Genomic DNA, 19,391 nt, shown 5'->3' with positions numbered 1-19,391 from the left:
TTTATAGAGTAAAACTAATGAATTAACAGTTTCAATAGGTTGATATAAAATTCGATTTTCATTGAACCAATAAAATTTTTCGTACTTTAAAACATTATTAACTAACTAAAACATATATGAAAATTTTTTTACACTTAAAAAAGAACCTATTAGTTCTTATGATTTTCCCTTTAACCTTGTTAGGACAAGGAACAATTACAGGAACAATCACCGATGGGAGTAGTAATACTCCATTGCCTGGAGCTAACATCGTAGTGAAAGGAACAACATCCGGCGCCATTTCGGATTTTGATGGTAAATTTACTTTAAACGTTGATGCTTTTCCTGTTACTTTGGTAGTATCTTCAGTTGGGTATAATACCAAGGAGGTAAGTGTTGCTTCATCAGGAAATATTTCTATCGTACTTCAAGAAGGGGTTGCTTTAGATGAAGTTGTACTTATTGGATCTAGAAACCCAAGCAGAACGGCAGTAGACACACCAGTGCCTGTTGATGTTATTGATATTTCGGAGCTAACTTCTGCAGGACCTCAAGTAAATTTAAATCAAATTTTAAATTTCGTAGCACCCTCTTTTACATCTAATACGCAAACCATTTCAGATGGAACAGATCATATCGACCCAGCGTCATTAAGAGGTTTAGGACCCGATCAAGTACTTGTTTTAATAAATGGAAAAAGACGACACAACTCATCTTTAGTGAATGTAAATGGAACGTTTGGTAGAGGTAGTGTTGGTACCGATTTAAACGCTATTCCATCGGGGGCGATACAACGACTTGAAGTGTTAAGAGATGGTGCCGCTGCTCAGTATGGTTCAGATGCCATTGCTGGAGTAATTAACATTGTATTAGATAACTCTGTGAACGAACTTACACTTAATGTAACTACAGGGGCTCACTTCGCTAAGAATGCCAATGACCAAACAGGAGGTGTTGATGGTGAAACGGTAAATATTAGTGCTAATTACGGACTTGCTTTAGGAGAAAAAGGAGGCTTTATTAATTTTACAGGTGATTTTGATTTTAGAGAAGATTATAGTAGAATGAAAGAATGGGAAGGCTCAGTTTTTAACCTTTATAACACTGTTGAGAGGTTTGCAAATAACGATGGATATAGCTTAGCGAATTTATTAGATGATGACGTTGATGATGTTATACAATATGGAAACGAGGCTGGTTTGGGCTTAAGTCCCACAGCTACTAAAGCTGAACTACAAGGTATTTTGAGTGCAGATAACACAGACGCTGAATTAGCAGCAAGAGGGTTAACCCGAAGTGACTTTAATATGCGTGTTGGTCAATCAGAAGTTAGAGGTGGACGCTTCTTTGCAAATATGTCGTTACCACTTGATGAAGAGGGAACAGAATTGTATTCATTTGCTGGAATGAGCTCTAGAAAAGGAAACTCAGCAGGATTTTATAGATTGCCAAACCAGAGTAGAACCTATACACCAGCTTACATAAATGGATTTTTACCAGAAATTAATTCAACTATTTCTGATAAATCATTAGCTGTAGGAATAAAAGGGGTTGTTAATGGCTGGAATATCGATTTAAGCAATACTTGGGGTAAAAATGCATTTCTTTACACCATTGGTAATACGTTTAATGCATCACGCCAGAATGCATCGCCAACAACGTTTGACGCAGGAGGTTTTAATTTTATGCAAAATACAGTAAATCTTGATATAAATCAGTTTTATGATGATATCATGAATGGGTTAAATATCGCTTTTGGAGCGGAGTATCGTTTAGAAAACTATGAAATTATTGCTGGAGAAGAAGCATCTTATGGACAATATACACAAGAAGGAGAGTTAATTACTTTACCAACTCAAAGTCCTGCAGTAGATTTCTTTGGAAATGGAAGACCAGGAGGTTCTCAAGTATTCCCTGGATTTAGTCCAGCAAATGAATTGTCACGAGATAGAAGTAGTATTGCTGGTTATTTTGATTTAGAAGCTGATTTCTCAGAAACCTTTCTGGCAAGTTTTGCAACCCGTTTTGAAAACTATTCAGATTTTGGATCGACTATTAATTTTAAATTAGCGACACGATTAAAAGCTAGTGAAAACGTTAACATAAGAGCTGCTTTAAACACTGGATTTAGAGCGCCTTCTTTACATCAGTTAAATTTTAATTCAACGTCAACTATATTCCAAGATGGAATACCTGTTGAAGTTGGAACGTTTTCAAATGATAGTAGAGCAGCCAAATTATTAGGAATACCTCAATTAAAAGAAGAAACTTCTAAAAGTATAAGTTTAGGGTTTACGGCAAAAATGCCAGAGGCTAATTTAACGTTAACCGTAGATGGCTATTTTGTAGCTATTGATGATAGAGTGGTTTATACAGGGCAATTTGCTGGTCCTGGAACTGGAACAGAATTAGATAATTTGCTTTCACAAGCGAATGCATCTGCTGCATCATTTTTTGCCAACGCTATTGATACAGAATCAAAAGGGCTGGATATTGTTTTAACACATAAAACGGATATTGGCACAAATTCAAGATTGAAATCTGATTTATCTGGAACATTATCGAAAACTAAAAAAGTTGGTGATATAAAAGCTTCTAAAGTATTAGAAGATGCGGGGTTAGTTGGCACCTATTTCCCAGAGGATAGTAGAATTTATCTTGAAGCCGCTGTACCACGAACCAAAGTTAATTTAACAAACAATTTAACCACGGGTAAATGGAATGTGTTTTTAAGAAATGTTTGGTTTGGTGAAGTATCTGAGGCAACAACAAATGTTGCTAACCAACAAGAATTTGGTTCAAAATTAGTAACCGATTTATCTTTTGGGTATCAAGCTTCTGAAAACTTAACACTTACAATTGGAGCAAATAACTTATTAGATGTATATCCAGATAGAGCTATTGAAGCTAATAGAAGCGGTGGGCGTTTTGATTGGTCAAGACGATCTCAACAATTTGGAATTGGTGGTAGATTCCTTTTTGCAAGATTAAGCTTTAAATTGAAATAGTATCACACATAATTAAATTAAAAAAGCCTCAACGTTTGTTGAGGCTTTTTAATAACGGTTAACTATTTGCAAACCTAATCTTTGCCCTATTTAATAGATAAAACATAACTGGTACAATAACCAATGTTAAAAAAGTTGCAAACGTTAATCCATAAATAATGGTTAACGACATAGGTTTCCAGAATATGGTATTATCGCCACCTATATATATTTTTGGATCAAATTCAGTAAATAAGGAAAAGAAGTCAATATTTAAACCAAAAGCTAGTGGAAATAAACCAAGAACTGTTGTAATGGCTGTAAGCAAAACAGGGCGTAAACGTGCTCGTCCACCTTCAACAATAGCATCTCTATATTGATCTCTAGTTAATAAACTATCTTCATCTAAACCTAATTCCAACTTCTTTCTATCAATCAATAATTGGGTGTAATCAATAAGTACGATGGCATTGTTTACAACAATTCCCGCAAGAGCTATGATTCCCATCATGGTCATAATAATAACAAAATCATTCCCGAATATTACCATTCCGAATAATACTCCAATAAAGCTTAAAATAATAGCGCCAAAAATAATGACAGGTTTACTAACGGAATTAAATTGAGCAACAATAACTAAAAGAATTAATGCTAAGGCGATGACTAAAGCTTTACTAAGAAAAGCCATGTTTTTAGCTTGTTCTTCTTGCTCACCTGTAAATTCATATGAAACACCTTTTGGTAATTTATAACCACTCATTAAGGCTTCTATTTTTCCAACAATTTCGGTGGCATTATAACCTTCAAGTACGTTTGAATAAACAGTAATTACACGCTTTAAATCTTTACGCTTAATAGAGCTGAAAGTTGCTATGTTTCTTTTTTCAACAACTGACGAGATAGGAACTTTTTTTAATGCTCCATTGTTATCTCTAAACGTTACCGATTGATTAAATAAGGCGCTTTCATTGTATCTATTTTCATTATTAAAGCGAACATAAATATCATAATCATCTTCACCTTCTTTATAGGTTGAGGCATCAAAACCATAAATGGCTTGTCTTAATGTTTGACCAATCATGGCGGTACTAACACCAAGTTCACCTGCTTTTTTTCTATCAACAAAAACCTCCATTTCTGGTTTGTTTTGGTTAACATCAAGCTTTAATTCTTCAATCCCAGGAATATTATTTTCATTAATATAACGTTGAATGTTTTCAGCTTCTGCCAATAATTCATTGTAATTGTCACCTTTAACCTCTAGGTTAATGGCATAACCTGCCGGAGGACCGTCCTGATTTTTATCAACGATAACCGAAACTCCTGGATAACCTTGTACCGCTTTTCGCATAGCGGTAAGTACATTGTTACTACTTATAGCATCTCCGTTTTCATCAACACGATATTTAAATTCCCTAAATAAAACAGTAACTTTACCTTTGTGAGGCATTTCGGCAGATGAACCACCATCTGTTTGTGGATTACCAGCACCTTCACCCACTTGTGAAATAATGGATTCAGCCATATAATTATAAGGCTTTCCTTCTTTTTGATAAGTAAATTGTTCTAAGGTTTCAATAACCCTGGCTTCAATGTCTTGAGTTATTTCATTAGTTTTTGCAATGTCTGTTCCTTCTGGATATTCTATATATACAATGGCTTGATTAGCCTCGTTTTCTGGAAAGAAAAGGACATTCGGCTGTTTTACGGCAAATACAATAAAGGATAAAATAAGTAAAGAAAATGTTCCGAAGAAAAATTTATAGGCATTACTTCCTTTTAATGCGAAATCTAGAAAACTTTTATATCGATTTTCTAATTTAGGTAACCACTTATATTGAAATTTATCCGATAAAGGCAACAAAAAATATTTATGAAGCCATAACAGGCCAGCGAGCAGAATAAATAAATTACCAAAACCAAATAATGCTTTAGGTCCTCCAACAAACCCTAGTACTGAAAATAAAACCCCTGCGCTAAAAATTGCTAATCCATTTTTTAAAAATGCTGTTTTATCACGATGTAGCCAACCCCAAAAACTCATAGCTAGACCTACCAATACTCCAATTGGTCCAAGAATTTGAAATATAATATGTGTTTCAAAAACACCGGAAATAACTAATAGCACCCCAAAAACTAATAGCGCAAGACTAATTTTTACTAATGATTTTCGTTCCATTTTGGCTTCTTCTGTTTTCATGAAGACCGAAGTTAACATGGAGTTAATAATAAGAGCAACAAACAATGACGATCCTAAAACGGTTGCTAATGTTAATGGGAAATAAATCATGAATTTACCCATAATTCCAGGCCAGAAGCCTAAGGGTAAAAATGCAGCTAATGTAGTTGCAGTTGAAGCAATAATTGGCCATGCAATTTCACCTACTCCTTGTTTTGCAGCTTCCAAACGTGGAACACCTTCGTCCATTAGTCGATATACGTTTTCAACAACCACAATACCATTGTCTACCAACATACCAAGCCCCATAACAGTTGCGAAAAGCACCATAGTATTTAGTGTAATATTCATTCCCATAAAACCTCCGAAAATGGGCAATACCAAAAAGGACATCATAATAGATAATGGGATGGCTATACCAACAAATATGGCGTTTCTAAATCCTAAAAAGAACATTAAAACACCAACTACTAAAAGGACCCCAAAAATAATACTGTTCTCAAGTTCTGAAACCTGTGCTTCTGTTCTTGTGGATTGATCGTTTGTTATTGAGATATTTAAATTGTCGGGAACATAGGTTCCTACAGCTTCGTCAAGTATAACCTTAATTTTATCAATAGCTGCAATCATATTTTCGCCACTTTTCTTCATGATGCTTAGCATGACTACAGGTTGTCCATATTCACGAGCAAAAGTGGTTCTGTCCTTTTCTCTAAAGTTTACTTTAGCAATATCTCTCAGTAAAATGCGCCCACCATCGTTTTTTACTACAATATTTTGTAACTCCTGCGGATTATCTATTTCTCCTAGAACTCTAATATTACGTTGCATGCCATTTTGAACAACATTACCGCCGGAGATAGTAACATTCTCGCTTTGTATAGCTCCAATAATATCTCCAAAGCTTAGATTTGAAGCATTCATTTTGAAAATATCAACGGCAACTTCAACTTCTTTGTCTTCGGCACCAAGAATTTGTGCTTCTTTTATTTCGTGGAGCTCTTCAATTTCATCTTGCAGCAATTCAGCAAATTCTTTTAATTGTTCTGAAGTGAAATCGCCTGTTAAATTGATGTTTGCTATCGGCATCATTTCAGACATATTCAAATCAAAAGCATTTGGTTCTACCTTTACACCTCCATCAATGGTTGGCCAATCTTGTTGAGCTTTTACATTGTCAATTTTGTCTTTAATTTTAACCTTAGCTTCATCAGGTGTTATATCTTCTTGAAATTCAACCTGGATGGAGGAATAGTCTTGGACAGACGTTGAGGTTATCTTGGTTACCCCAGTTATATCATCAAACGCTTCTTCAAGGGGTTTTGTAATAAGCTTTTCTACATCTTCAGCTGCGTTACCAGGATAAACAGAACTAACGTAAATTTTAGATTCTATAATCTCTGGGAATGATTCCCTTGGAAGACTAGAATAACTTAATAAACCACCAATTAATATTATGGCAATAATTACAAAAACCGTTTTCCTGTTGTCAATTGACCAAGAGGACAGTCCGAAATATTTTACTTTTTTATTTTCCATTGTATTAATTGTGTAGTGATTGAATTTTTACCGTAAGGCCGTCTCTCATAGTAATGGCTCCGTCTTTAACAATGGTTTTACCCGCTTCTAATCCGTTTAAAACTTCAATAAAACCTTTGTAAGATAATCCCGTATTTACTTGGGTTTTAATTACCTTTCCTTCTGAGTTGTCTACAGAATCTATTACATAAACAAATTTTTCACCTTTGGCATTTTCTTGAAGGACATTATCGGGAATTACTATAGCATTTGCATTTGAGTAGTCATTGATTTCTAAATTGGCTACTAAGTTTGGCTTTATTTGTTGCTCTTTATTTTGTACCGCAATTTCTACCTCAAAAGTTCTATTGTTTGGGTTAATAAAATTACCAACCTGACGTACTTTACCTTCGGTTGTTTTTCCAAGTGATGGGAATGTAACGTTTACTAAAGTTCCTGCCTTTATAGAACTTAAATAGCTTTCAGGTACAGAAGCTTTTACATACATGTTTTTAAGACTAACAATACGCATTAACTGGCTTCCTCCAGGTGATACCACCTGACCTTGATCTGTTATAATTTCATCAATAGTACCATTAAAAGGTGCTCTTACAGTTGTTTTGCCAACTTGTGCTTGCATTTGCTTTACTGAGCTTTCTAGACCTTCCATGTTAGCTTTGGCTTGTAAGTATTGAATTTCGCTACCTATTTTTTGATCCCAAAGGCGTTTCTGTCTTTCAAAAGTTGTTTTAGCCAGTTCATATTGTGTTTGCAATTGAGCTAACTGACTGGATAAACCTCCATCGTCAATCTTTGCTAGAATCTGCCCTTTTGAAACGTTTTGCCCTTCCTTAACATAAACGTTTGTAAGAGTACCAGAAAATTCTGGATATATGATTAAGTTTTCTTTCGTGTCAACATCGCCTTGAATATCTAAAAAGTGTTTAAAAACGGTATCTTTTACTTTAAATGTAGTTACTAAAGGCAAGCGCTTTAGGGTGTCTTTTTCAGAAATAGCTACTTCAAGTTTACCTAATATTTTTCCAATACTATCGTAAGATTTTAATACCTCGTCTCGCTTCAGCTTCATATTAGTAAGGTTCCCTTCCTCAATAACAGCATCAACAGATTTTGAGTTTTTATCACTTCTGCAAGAAGTAAAAAGTAATGTAGCGATGAATAAAGTTAATATATGTTTCATTTTTTAGTGTTTTCTTGATTGATTAATTTTTTGGTATTTCATTAAGTACAGTTTCTAGTTCTGTTTTTTTGTTTATTACGTCCAACATAGCTTGTAAAAACTCTTGTTGAGCGGTGTATAATTGGGTTTGTGCCTGACGTAAATCGAAACTAGAACCAATACCTTCAAAAAACTTTGTTTGGTTTTTTGTTTCAATACGTTCGGCAAGGTTTAAGTTTTGTTTTTTGTTTTGGTAATCTTCAATGGCGAATTGGTAATCACTTTTAGCCGAGGCTATTTGAAGTTTTATTTTTTGTTCAGTTTCAATTAAATCGTTTTCAGCTTTCTCCAAATTAATTTTAGCGCGTTGTGTTGCAGCACTTCTACCTAAGGAGCTGAAAATAGGAATGTTTAAACTAACACCGAGTAAAGATGATCCAAACCATTTTTGCTCTTTATTAGCAAAAGTAAATTCATCACTAAACGCCGAATAACCACCATTTATAAAGGTGCTTAAAGTTGGTAATGCCTTACTTTTTTCAAGTTTTAATAATAATTCTTTAGAGGTTTTATCATTTTCGGCAATTCTATAGTCAATTGTACTCTCAATAGATTCATCAGCTTCAAGTAATAATAATGATATATTTTTACTTGTTAAATTTTCTAATGTATCCGTTAAAATAGTTTGATTGTTGATATCTAAACCAAGTGTTATATTAAGCATTTGGTATGCCAATGCTTTTAATCTGTTTACATTATTTAAATTACTTTCAACACCCGATAATGTAATTTGCAACTGTTGAACGCTTTCCTCTTCCTCTAATCCATTTTCATATATTTTTTTAATCTCAAAAAGATTTTTTTGCAAAGTTTCAAGATTTCGCTGTAAAATATTTGCACTTTCTTCAGCCATTAAAACATTTCCGTAGGCATTAATTACAGCTTTTCTAACTTCTAAATCGGTTTTTTCTTTAGCATTTTTTGAGATTTCTAAAAATACTTTTGCAGATTGTAAGCCCACCAAGTATGACCCGTCAAAAAGTTTTTGCGTTAAAGTAGCAGTTGCAGTAACGCTTTGTTTTGTACCAAAAGTAACTTCGGCAAACTCGCCAGGGTTGCCACCAAAAAACTCAGCAGGAATTAATGATACTTGCTGTTTTAAAAAATGTTGGTAATCAACTGTTGCACTAATTTGTGGCAAACCAGTAGCTGTAGTTTCCCATTTTTGCTTTTTTGCTGCCTCAATATCATAAGAGGCGTTTTTTGAAGTTCTGTTATTTTCTAATGCAAAGTCTATAGCTTGCTGTAATGTAAAACTTTGAATATTTTCTTGTGAAAATATTACGGAAGTTGTTAGAAAAAATAAAAAAGTTTGAATGTGTTTCATTCGATTTATGATTGATTTGATGTTATAAATTTGTTTAATATTTGAAAACCTTTATCGGTTACAATAGCTCTTAAATGATACTCTAAATAGCTTTCCATTAGATAGTCCATAGTAAATTTACTTTGAGGGAAAATGGATTCATCTTTAATTCCAGACATGCCATTAAAATACATTCTAGAAATAAAATCGACATCAATATTAGGTCTGAAAAGACCAGTATTTACACCATTTTGGAGACTTTCTTTTACAGAATCGTACATTTTTTCAAACTGCTTAACTTTTAACAAATCGTAGATTTGAGGATAATATTTTTTGAGTTGATACTGTGGTGATGTTTTTTCATTTTTTAAATAATTCATCACGTACATTTTGATGTCGTATAACTCCTCAATGGGGTTATGTGAAGCCTCACAAATGCAGTCAATACCGTCGCAAATATTCTCAAAAAGCGAAAAAGTAACTGCTTCAACCAATTTGGTTTTATTTTCAAAATGAACATAAATAGTTTTTTTGGAAATCCCCATTTCATTGGCAATATCATCCATAGTAACACTTTTAAACCCTAGTGTTAAAAATAATTCAGCAGATTTATGTATAATATTTTCTCTCATAATTGGCTGCAAATATATAACAGGAAACTTAATAAACAAAAATAGTTTCCAAAGTTTTGCAATTATTTAACATGAAGACATTTTGATATAGGTTTTTAATTTATTTTTGCCCTATGCTATCAATAGAAGAATATCAACAACACTTTATTACATATTTAAATAAATATGCTTCAAGTAAGGAACCCAAAAATCTTTACGAACCCATTGAATATATACTGAGATTGGGAGGCAAGCGTTTGCGACCTGTATTAACCTTGATGACAACAGATATTTTTGAAGGAAGTTATAAGGATGCTTTAAGTGCTGCTTTAAGTGTTGAAGTATTTCATAATTTTTCGTTGGTACATGATGATATAATGGATGGTGCTCCTTTACGACGTGGTAATGAAACTGTTCATGAGCGATGGAACATTAATACTGGAATATTGTCTGGAGATGCGATGTTAATTATGGCATATCAACTTTTCGAAAATTATGATGCCAATACTTTTCAAGCATTAGCAAAACTATTTAGTAAAACAGCGTTAGAAGTTTGTGAAGGACAGCAGTATGATGTGGATTTTGAAACGAGAAATGATGTTACAATCCCTGAATATTTAAAAATGATTGAATATAAAACCGCTGTTTTAGTTGGAGCTGCTATGAAAATGGGATCTATTGTGGCAAAAGCTTCTGCTGAAGATCAAAACAACATTTACGAATTTGGTAAGAATTTAGGTATTGCATTTCAACTACAGGATGATTATTTGGACGCTTTTGGCGACCCTCAAACATTTGGAAAACAAGTTGGGGGCGATATTATTGAGAACAAAAAGACTTTTTTGTACTTGAAAGCGCTAGAGTTTTCAAATGCAACAGACAAAGTTGAATTACAACAATTATTTTCAACAAATCCTGAAGACGTTTCCAATAAAATTATTACCGCAAAACAATTTTTTGAGGCATCAGGGTCTTCGGAAGCAACTAAAAAAGCCATTGAAGACTATACAAATAAAGCTTTTTCAGTTTTAGAATCTTTAAATATTTCAGAAGATAAAAAAGAGCTATTAATAAACTTTGGGAAGAGTTTAATGAATAGGACCGTATAATGCAATTACCAACGACATTTGATGATTTAATTGAAGAAGCTAACCGATTAGATTTATATAAAAGATTAATTCTTCAATTAAATAAAGATTTACAACTAGCAAATATTGATTTAGATTTTCATGAAGATATTTTGCCTTCAAGTTTAAAACTTATGCTTCACGAAACGGTTTATAAGCTCATTCAAGAAAAATTTACCGAATATTTAAATTTGCTATATATTATTGATGTGCCAGAAAAGCAAGTTAAAGCTTTGGATGGTGAAGATATTCTTAAGTTATCTGAAGACGTTTCATTTTTAATTTTGAAACGCGAATGGCAAAAAGTGTGGTTTAGAAATAAGTATTCTTAAAAATCTTTTTTCTTGGATTTAAAAACAATTCTCCAAACTGGGAGCATGACCCAAACCACTAATACTGAAAAAGAAACAATAAGACCAAAATTAGTTCCGAAGAATTGCTTAAATACAGCTCCTGTATAACCTAATAATGCAGAGATATCGAGCTTTAATAGAATAAGTGTTCTTGATAAATCTATTGGATTTAGCATCGTGCCAACGAGCGATAATTTATCTAATGGATAATCTTCAAACAAGATGAGAGTCATTAAAAAGACGCCATCATAAATTATTGCCAATAGCAACCATAAAAGAATGGCATAACCAAAACCTTTGATTTTATTTTCATTAGATAATGCAATATTAAAAGCTAATGCAGTAAAAATGAGTGTTAGAAAAACACCTGTAATTAGTAATAATGAAAAATCCCAAATAGCGCCACTTTTAAACAATCCATAAAACACAAACGGGATACCTAATCCTAAAATAAGACTCATTGAAAGTGATAATGCTACTCCTAAATATTGTCCTAAAAATATAGATGGGCGTTTTAAGGGCTGCGCCAATAATAACTCCGTAAATTCTTTAGAATTATAATAGTACATCACCCCAAAAATGGTTCCTATTAAAGGTACAAGTACTATAATAACATTCATTAAAGTAATGACCGCTTTGGATAAATCGTTATTTAAAAATAAGAGCACAACACCAAGTAATAAATAAAATGCAAAGTATACATAACTCCAGCGACTGCGCATTAAATCGTAAAAACTGTATTTTAATATTTTAAGCATGATTGTTCGTTAATATAGACGCAATAGCATGGTCAAAGTCTGGCTGCTTGGTCTTGGTTTTTAAATCTTGAATGGTGCCTTTAAAGTAAATTTTACCCTCTAATAGGAATACAATTTCATCTGATACTTCTTCAACAAAACTCATAATATGAGAGGTAATTAATATAGTCTTTCCCTTTGCTTTTTCCGCTTGGATTAAGTCCTTCAATCTTATAAGTGAAATCGGATCTAAGCCTGAAGTAGGCTCGTCTAAAATGATGAGCGGACTGTCAAACATAAAGGTTAAAACAATATTCACTTTCTGTTTTGTACCTCCGGAAAGGTTGCCAAGTTTCTTATCTAAAAAAGGTTCTAGCTTAAACAACTCTATCAAATGTATTTCTTCATTTGTAGGTTTGCGTAAATCCTTTATCATTTTTATAAGCTCCTTTACTTTTAAGTTACTCGGGAAATTGGCTATTTGCGGTAAATAATCAATTTTATGTCTGTATTCTGAGCTTTTATTTATGTTATTGCCTTGCACTTCTATAGTTCCTTTATCTGGAATTACCATGCCTAAAACGGACTTTATTAAGGTGGTTTTACCAGACCCATTGGGTCCAAGGACTGCAAAAATTCCGCCTTCATTAATACTGAGGTCTACACCTTTTAAGACTTGATTTTTACCAAATTTTTTATGTAAATTTTCAATACTTACCATGTTGCTTTTTTAATTAAAGGGTTATTGTCCAATAAATTATCAGGTGTGAAAACTGGTGATACTTTTTCAGAAAAATCAATGATATCAATAAATAAACTACGCAAAAGGATAATCGTTTCTGGAGTTCTGTTTACTATATATGAGAAAAGTTTAACTGGTCTGTAAGGTACATCACCTACTCCATCTTTATCAAGGTCGTATCCTGTGTAGTTACTCCAATAATTTCTATCAAATACATTATCATTTACTTTGCTATTGTAGGATATATCAAAAGAATTGTACAAAAAATTATTCTCTAAAAAACTATTGGCATAACAAGCGCCACGCACTTTAACTGCCCAGCCATTATTAATAAAATTGTTGTTCTTGTACACAATTCTGTTAGAGCCTTCAATATTTATTCCTATGGTGTTTTCCTGAAAAGTATTTCCGATAATTTCGGCATCATTAATCTCTTTTAATAGCATGCCATAAGATGCCGTTCCCCAATTTTCTTTAAAGGTGTTATTTATCATCTTTATTTTTTTGGAAAACATCACCGCAACTCCTGCTCCATTGTTTTCAAAGGTGTTGTCTTGGTAAAGATCATCATTAGAAAACATAAAATGTAGGCCATATCGCAAGTTTTGCTCACTGACGTTGTTTTTTATAATACAGTGGTCTGAAAACTCCAAATAGATGCCATCACGAACATGTTCAACAAAGTTGTGTTCAATTTCTATGTAATTGCTGTACCATAATTGAATACCATTTCCAGAGTTGTATTCTTCAACAGCATCACCAATTATTTTGTTATGATAGATTTTTCCATAGTTAGATTTTTCAATATAAATGCCAAAAAATAGGTTTTCTAGAACCACATTTTGAATGACAAAGTTTTTGCTCTTTCTAACTCGTATAGCAGCATAGTCTTCGGTATAACTGGTTCCCACATTAATAACAAACAAGCCATCAATGGTTACATCATCTGAAATTATGGTAATAATTTCACCTTTTAGCTCTCCATCAATTACTGGATAATTTTCACCAATAATTATTAATGGTTTGTTTATTGTGATGTTATGCTCTTTATAAGTTCCTTTTTTAACAATAATAGTATCAAAATCTTTGGCTTGAGCAATAGCTTCTGTTAATGTTGAAACAGAGCATGTACTACATACCTCAATGTTTTGAGCATACATTAATTTAGCCATAAAAATGACTGTTAAAAATGTGATCAATTTGTTCATGAAACTAGTTCTTTAAATGTGCTAGTAGTTTTTCCCAAGAATACAGTTCACCTCCTTTTTCTGATTGAATTTTTTCAGCATCAACCTTATTTTTAAAGGCAGATAGGAAAGCTCCCATTGGACTCGGAACATTTTCACTAATTAAAAAAGTAGCTTTAGTAGCATCGATTAGGACTTCAGGTTCGGTAAAATGATTAGTAAGAAAAAGTTTAATTTCAGATGAGTCTTCAAACTCATCCATAAAATTAATCATACATTCTGAAGCATCAAACTTATAGACCTTTCCTTTGTTGGTCACAATTTCTGCTCCATGAACCTTGTCAACAATGGTCATTTCACAAAAATGACATCCATCATTGCCATAATCAATAGCTTGTGGTGATACATTACAACCATATAAAATAAGTAGTAATGCAATAATTGAATAGTGTTTTAGTGTTTGCATTTTTTAGTGTTTTTAGTGTTTTGTCTTTTTTTTACATTGTAAGTGTTTTTTTATCGTTTTTCTTTCCAACTAAATAGGCTACTAATCCCATTGCAATTCCTAATCCTAGAAAGTAAGCTCCCAGTCTCGGATAAGAATGAGCCTTGAAATTTAAAATGTCTTTACTACCAAATAATGGCGGCTGAAAGCCCATAACTGTGCCATCAGGATTGGTAAATTTCATTATAGCCTTTGGATCTAAATTGTGACCATAATCATGCTCCCAAAGGTAAAAGTCATATAGTCCAGCACTACTTAAAACAACCATTAAGATAAACCAATAAAAGAACCATTTGTAATTGCCTTTAAAGGCAATTATTAAGCCTATAATGGTGGTAATGATTATTCCTGCAGGAAATATTTTAAATTCTGGGATAGCATCTGGAATATACTTCATACCAACATAGTGATTCATCAAGTTGATGTTTTTAATATCATGTGGATTGACATCAGCAAAATCATTAATGTATATGTACATACCCAATGGCGTTGGATATTGTGGAGCTTCCAGTGTAATTTTCCAAAGTGGAAAAAGAAACAATCCTAGTGGTAAAATAGCTGCAAGCAGCATGATGATATTTGACTTTTTCATCGTTAAGGCTTTTAGTGATTTTTTTAGCGTTTTAAAAAGAAAGGCGAGAGCGAAAAGACTACTCTCGCCTTTGTTAGGAAAATAAACACTAAAACAAAATTCTCCTAAGTTTGTTTTATTCTATATCTTCTCCTAGTGACCACTTTAATGGTGTGTTAGCGTTCGCTGCAGATACTCTAACATATCCTTGCATTTCTTGGTGCAAAGCAGAACAGAAATCTGTACAATAGAATGGCCAAACACCTTCTTGTTTTGGTTCCCAAAGGAAGGTCTCCGTTTGCCCTGGCATGATAAGTAGCTCAGAGGTGTTTGCACCAATCATACTAATACCATGAGGGACATCATAATCCTGCTCGAGGTTAGTGACATGGAAGTACACTTTATCTCCTACTTTTATACCTTCAATGTTATCTGGAGCAAAGTGACTACGAATGGTTGTCATGTAAATATGAACTGTTTTACCATCACGTACAACTTTTGTATCTGCCTCACTTTTTGCAGCGTAAGGATGCTTGTTGTCTTCTAAGTTAAATATCTTTTTAGAACGAGGTTTGATTAAATCTGCAGGACATCCAGCAGCATAATGTGGCTCACCAATGGTTGGAAAATCCAACAGTAATTCCATTTTATCACCAGAAATATCATATAACTGTGCAGATTGTGTAACCTCTGGACCTGTTGGTAAATAACGATCTTTTGTGATCTTATTCATTGCTACCACGTATTTACCAAATGGTTTTTGTGAGTTACCTCCAGGAATCATTAAGTGACCAACTGAATAATAACAAGGTTGTCTGTCTAAAACTTCCCAAGTTCCGACTTTCCATTTAACCACTTCAGATGAAATAAAGAATGTGGTATATGCATTTCCTTTGTCATCGAACTCAGTATGTAAAGGTCCTAAACCTGGTTGTTCTACAACTCCAGCTAATGAAGCTTCAAATTCAATAATTGGAATACCATAAGCATCACCTGCAAAACTTTCATTCTCAATAGCAGCTAACATTTTTGTAAATGAGTGAACTGTTAAGTTAGCAGAAAGCTTACCACTACCTACAATATATTCACCTGTTGGATCAACATCACAACCATGTGGTGATTTTGGAGTTGGCATTAAATAAACAGCTCCAGGAACATCCAGCGGATTCACAGTAAGTACTTCTTTTTTCATTGTAGACGTTGCCATGTGAGTTGACTCATCATACACATTATGTGCATAATTAGTAGTCATCATTGTTCCTCCACCATTATTCACATACTCTTCAATTTTCTTCCAGTTTACAGCCGCAATAAAGTCTTTGTCATTTTGAGACGCATTGACTTCCATAAGTGTACTTGCTTCTTCAGTGTTATACGTTGAGAAGAAGAACCATCCATGAGATTTTCCACGACCTGGATGTGATAAATCATAATCAAATCCTGGCATGATTAATTGGAATTTAATATCCATGTTTCCATGCTCTGAGTCAACTGAAATGAATGTTAAAGACCCTTTAAAGTTTCCTTTATACTCATTGATTGGCATATCTTTTTGTGGTATTGGAACTGAAAAACGTGTTCCAGCAACTACATACTCTGTATTTTCAGTCACAAAAGATGAACTGTGGTTACCAGCACTATTAGGAATCTCAATGATTTCTGTAGTTTCAAAAGTTGATAAATCAATTTTTGCAATACGAGGTGTATTGTTACCATTTATAAATACCCAACGACCATCGATTACTCCCTTTGTTTGCGAAATATCTGGATGGTGAGCGTCGTCCCAAGGCACAAAACCATGAGAAGTATTTAACATTGGTTTTGTTTCTTCATTGTAGCCATAAGCTTTTTCAGCATCCTGAGAGAATACTGGAATCACTTTAAACAAACGTCCTGATGGTAATCCGTAAACAGATAATTGTCCACTAAATCCACCAGATATAAAAGCATAAAACTCGTCATGCTCTCCTGGAGCTACGTATACTTTTTCGGCAACATTATTTGCCAGAGCACCAGAATTTTTTCCTGATTTTGCTCCATTATTACAACTTGTAAATGCTACAAGAACAGCTACAATTGCAAGTGTTGATTTTAATAAATTCTTCATTGTTAAATTATATTAGATTAGTGTTTTTTATTCTTCAGTTGGTGGTAATAATACCTTGTCAATAACATGTACGATACCATTACCAGCAGATACACTTGCTAGGATTTTGGCGCCATCAATAAGTGGCTCACCATCTACAACCTCAACCTGTACATAACCATTATTGGCTTGCCCAAGCTTTTTAAATTTCTTTAAAAAGTCTTTTGAATAGTTGCCAGGTGTTACATGGTATTTTAAGATATTAGCTAATGCCTCCTTATTTTCTGGCTTTAATAGGTTTTCTACTGTTCCTTCTGGTAAGGCTGCAAAAGCTTCGTTTGTAGGTGCAAAAACCATTAAAGGTCCAGCGTTTACTAAGGCATTCTCCAATTGTGCCGCTTGAACAGCTGCGACCAAAGTAGTATGGTCTGGAGATCCTATTGCTATGCTCAAAACCGTTGGCAACCCTTCATCATCTTCAATAAAGGCTTGACCAGATCGTTCTGTTGTAGTTCCATCAGCTTGATCAGCTGTAGAGATCGTTGAGGCTTCATTGTTTCCGTTTTTACAAGAGCAAACAAAAGCTATGAGTGCAAAAACTAAAAATAGATGTTTAATTGGTTTCATATTACATTTTTATAAGGTTCTAAAATATTCTAATACTGCTCTGGCTTCTTCTTCTGTTAAATTTTGATTTGCCATAGGTGAACCGTTAAATTCAATTAAAAGTTCTTTTGCTAAAGGATCATTTTTCACCATTCCCTCAGGATCGAGAATCATGTTCATAACCCATTCAGGAGTTCTGCGTTCTAAAATTCCAGTAGGAGCAGGGCCAATAAATTTTTTATCGGGTCTGTGGCAAGCAGTACACATTTTTTTAAATACATCAGCTCCGTGAGTAGCTATTTCTTGATTAATGTCGGTGGATAGTGATATTGAAGTTATAGGACCAACACCTTTATTGGTTAGGTCTACTTTTTTTGAAGCAGGAATAATTTCAACTTTTTTTACAGGTTGTTCTGTAGTTGTCTTTTTTTCATAGGAAAAACCTTCTTTCTTTTTTTCTTCTTTACCACCACAACTCATTAATAACGTGGCAAATAAAATGGTGATTAATTTTAGCGTTGTCTTCATGTCTATTTATTTTATAAGACAAAACTATGATGTAGGATGGAGAAGTAATATGATAAAAATCATATTTAAGATAAAAATATCTTTTTTATATTTGTGTTCATTTTTATACAGCATGATGTTTTCAAACTCTTCAAAATATGCCATAAAATCTGTTTTGTTTTTAGCAATAAATTCAACCGAAAACAAAAAAATTATGGTTAAGGATATTTCAATACCTATAAATGTTCCAAAGGCTTATATAGCTAAATTGCTTCAAGAACTAGCTAAGAAAAATATGATTTCTTCAGTAAGAGGACCAAAAGGGGGGTTTTATTTAAATGAAGAAAACTTGAATAGAACGGTACTGGATGTAGTAAGGGTTATTGATGGAGAAAAAAAGTTAAATGCCTGTATGTTAAGTTTAAAAAAATGTAATGAAGAAAAGCCCTGTCCTTTGCATAATATATTAAGTGAATCTAGAAACAAGATTTTAAAAAACTTAAAAAATAAACGTATTAAAGATTTAGCATATGAAGTTACTTTAGGCAACTCTTTTCTTCCACTTTAAAAATAAAACCTAACAAAAGGTGCCCAAGGGTCTGAATAAATGCTCCTTTCTCGGTCGTATAATACATCATATCGTATACCTAAAGTAACATTACCGTTTCTGTAACCAGCACCCAAAAATAATGCGGGTGACCAATAGTTGTCATCAGGAATATTTAAATTAGCATCATATTTTCTGCTAACATTTTGCTCTTCAAACTCCGTCGAAAGTTGTAATTCTGGAATCGCATTGAACAAACCAATTAAACTACCGCCCAAAATAGTGGATTTATAAACCTGCTTTTGGTTGGCTATAGTGGCGTTAAGTCCAAAACCAAATGCAAAGAACTGGTTGAATTCGTATATAGCACTTGGAGCAATAGTAGCACTAAAAAAACCATCACCAAAGCTTAATCCAATACCGCCGCCAAATCTTACGTGGCTCCAAAAATCACTTTTAACTTCTTGTGAAAAAGTTAATTGAGCACAAAATAATGTTAGAATTAAAACAACTATAACCTTTTCGTAAATCGAAATAAACAACTTCATACTTTAAGATATTCATAAAAATTTAAGGAATAATTAATTTTTTTATTAAACGAAC

The 19,391-nt window shown here is 33.3% G+C and carries 17 protein-coding genes; 4 read left to right on the top strand and 13 right to left on the bottom strand.

The window, feature by feature from the left end; translation table 11 throughout:
* Nucleotides 1-116 precede the first annotated feature (116 nt).
* Nucleotides 117-2,987, top strand: a complete 2,871-nt coding sequence (locus tag L3X39_RS01720; protein WP_379840567.1) for a TonB-dependent receptor — start codon at nucleotides 117-119, stop codon at nucleotides 2,985-2,987.
* 58 nt (nucleotides 2,988-3,045) lie between these two features.
* On the opposite strand, the gene L3X39_RS01715 is transcribed toward L3X39_RS01720, so the two are convergent.
* The 4 genes from L3X39_RS01715 to L3X39_RS01700 are packed head-to-tail and all read right to left on the bottom strand — an operon-like array spanning nucleotide 3,046 to nucleotide 9,841.
* On the bottom strand, nucleotides 3,046-6,684 hold the full coding sequence (locus tag L3X39_RS01715) for an efflux RND transporter permease subunit (protein WP_237229698.1): 3,639 nt from the start codon (nucleotides 6,682-6,684) through the stop codon (nucleotides 3,046-3,048).
* A 4-nt stretch (nucleotides 6,685-6,688) separates the two neighbouring features.
* Complete coding sequence (locus L3X39_RS01710; RefSeq protein ID WP_237229697.1) at nucleotides 6,689-7,864, bottom strand: efflux RND transporter periplasmic adaptor subunit; 1,176 nt, start codon at nucleotides 7,862-7,864, stop codon at nucleotides 6,689-6,691.
* Between the two features lie 22 nt (nucleotides 7,865-7,886).
* Complete coding sequence (locus L3X39_RS01705) at nucleotides 7,887-9,230, bottom strand: TolC family protein (RefSeq protein ID WP_237229696.1); 1,344 nt, start codon at nucleotides 9,228-9,230, stop codon at nucleotides 7,887-7,889.
* A 5-nt stretch (nucleotides 9,231-9,235) separates the two neighbouring features.
* A complete protein-coding gene (locus L3X39_RS01700) occupies nucleotides 9,236-9,841 on the bottom strand; it encodes a TetR/AcrR family transcriptional regulator (protein WP_237229695.1) in 606 nt (201 codons plus the stop codon).
* 113 nt (nucleotides 9,842-9,954) lie between these two features.
* Here L3X39_RS01700 and L3X39_RS01695 point away from each other — a divergent pair, with 113 nt between their 5' ends.
* Both L3X39_RS01695 and L3X39_RS01690 read left to right on the top strand, forming a co-directional pair.
* Nucleotides 9,955-10,929 (top strand): polyprenyl synthetase family protein, encoded by a 975-nt coding sequence (locus L3X39_RS01695; protein WP_237229694.1) that lies wholly within the window; start codon nucleotides 9,955-9,957, stop codon nucleotides 10,927-10,929.
* Nucleotides 10,929-11,279: a hypothetical protein gene (locus L3X39_RS01690; RefSeq protein ID WP_237229693.1), complete on the top strand. Its 351-nt coding sequence runs from the start codon at nucleotides 10,929-10,931 to the stop codon at nucleotides 11,277-11,279. Before L3X39_RS01695 ends, L3X39_RS01690 begins: the two co-directional genes overlap by 1 nt.
* Here L3X39_RS01690 and L3X39_RS01685 read toward each other — a convergent pair.
* The 8 genes from L3X39_RS01685 to L3X39_RS01650 all read right to left on the bottom strand — a co-directional run bounded on the left by L3X39_RS01685 (nucleotide 11,276) and on the right by L3X39_RS01650 (nucleotide 18,262).
* The gene (locus L3X39_RS01685) at nucleotides 11,276-12,058 is read right to left on the bottom strand and encodes an ABC transporter permease (RefSeq protein ID WP_237229692.1); all 783 of its coding nucleotides are present in this window, start codon (nucleotides 12,056-12,058) and stop codon (nucleotides 11,276-11,278) included. The genes L3X39_RS01690 and L3X39_RS01685 overlap by 4 nt on opposite strands.
* On the bottom strand, nucleotides 12,051-12,758 hold the full coding sequence (locus L3X39_RS01680) for an ABC transporter ATP-binding protein (protein WP_237229691.1): 708 nt from the start codon (nucleotides 12,756-12,758) through the stop codon (nucleotides 12,051-12,053). The genes L3X39_RS01685 and L3X39_RS01680 overlap by 8 nt, the downstream gene beginning before the upstream one ends.
* On the bottom strand, nucleotides 12,752-13,951 hold the full coding sequence (locus tag L3X39_RS01675) for a nitrous oxide reductase family maturation protein NosD (RefSeq protein ID WP_237229690.1): 1,200 nt from the start codon (nucleotides 13,949-13,951) through the stop codon (nucleotides 12,752-12,754). Before L3X39_RS01675 ends, L3X39_RS01680 begins: the two co-directional genes overlap by 7 nt.
* 40 nt (nucleotides 13,952-13,991) lie before the next feature.
* Complete coding sequence (locus L3X39_RS01670; RefSeq protein WP_237229689.1) at nucleotides 13,992-14,432, bottom strand: nitrous oxide reductase accessory protein NosL; 441 nt, start codon at nucleotides 14,430-14,432, stop codon at nucleotides 13,992-13,994.
* Nucleotides 14,433-14,463: 31 nt separating this feature from the next.
* Complete coding sequence (locus L3X39_RS01665) at nucleotides 14,464-15,063, bottom strand: hypothetical protein (RefSeq protein ID WP_237229688.1); 600 nt, start codon at nucleotides 15,061-15,063, stop codon at nucleotides 14,464-14,466.
* Nucleotides 15,064-15,178: 115 nt separating this feature from the next.
* Complete coding sequence (nosZ, locus tag L3X39_RS01660; protein WP_237229687.1) at nucleotides 15,179-17,149, bottom strand: Sec-dependent nitrous-oxide reductase; 1,971 nt, start codon at nucleotides 17,147-17,149, stop codon at nucleotides 15,179-15,181.
* Nucleotides 17,150-17,176: 27 nt separating this feature from the next.
* Complete coding sequence (locus tag L3X39_RS01655; RefSeq protein ID WP_237229686.1) at nucleotides 17,177-17,755, bottom strand: fasciclin domain-containing protein; 579 nt, start codon at nucleotides 17,753-17,755, stop codon at nucleotides 17,177-17,179.
* A gap of 9 nt (nucleotides 17,756-17,764) precedes the next feature.
* Complete coding sequence (locus tag L3X39_RS01650) at nucleotides 17,765-18,262, bottom strand: c-type cytochrome (protein ID WP_237229685.1); 498 nt, start codon at nucleotides 18,260-18,262, stop codon at nucleotides 17,765-17,767.
* Between L3X39_RS01650 and L3X39_RS01645 the strand changes: the two genes are divergently transcribed.
* A complete protein-coding gene (locus tag L3X39_RS01645; RefSeq protein ID WP_237229684.1) occupies nucleotides 18,261-18,809 on the top strand; it encodes an RrF2 family transcriptional regulator in 549 nt (182 codons plus the stop codon). The two genes, L3X39_RS01650 and L3X39_RS01645, sit on opposite strands and share 2 nt — an antisense overlap.
* On the opposite strand, the gene L3X39_RS01640 is transcribed toward L3X39_RS01645, so the two are convergent.
* Nucleotides 18,806-19,336, bottom strand: coding sequence for an alpha-ketoglutarate decarboxylase (locus L3X39_RS01640; RefSeq protein WP_237229683.1), 531 nt, complete (start codon nucleotides 19,334-19,336; stop codon nucleotides 18,806-18,808). The genes L3X39_RS01645 and L3X39_RS01640 overlap by 4 nt on opposite strands.
* Nucleotides 19,337-19,391: the final 55 nt, after the last annotated feature.

Origin of the sequence: Flaviramulus multivorans (assembly GCF_021728415.1) — a bacterium.
GTDB classification, from domain to species: Bacteria; Bacteroidota; Bacteroidia; order Flavobacteriales; family Flavobacteriaceae; genus Sabulilitoribacter; species Sabulilitoribacter multivorans.
This window is presented reverse-complemented; position numbering and strand designations above follow the sequence as displayed.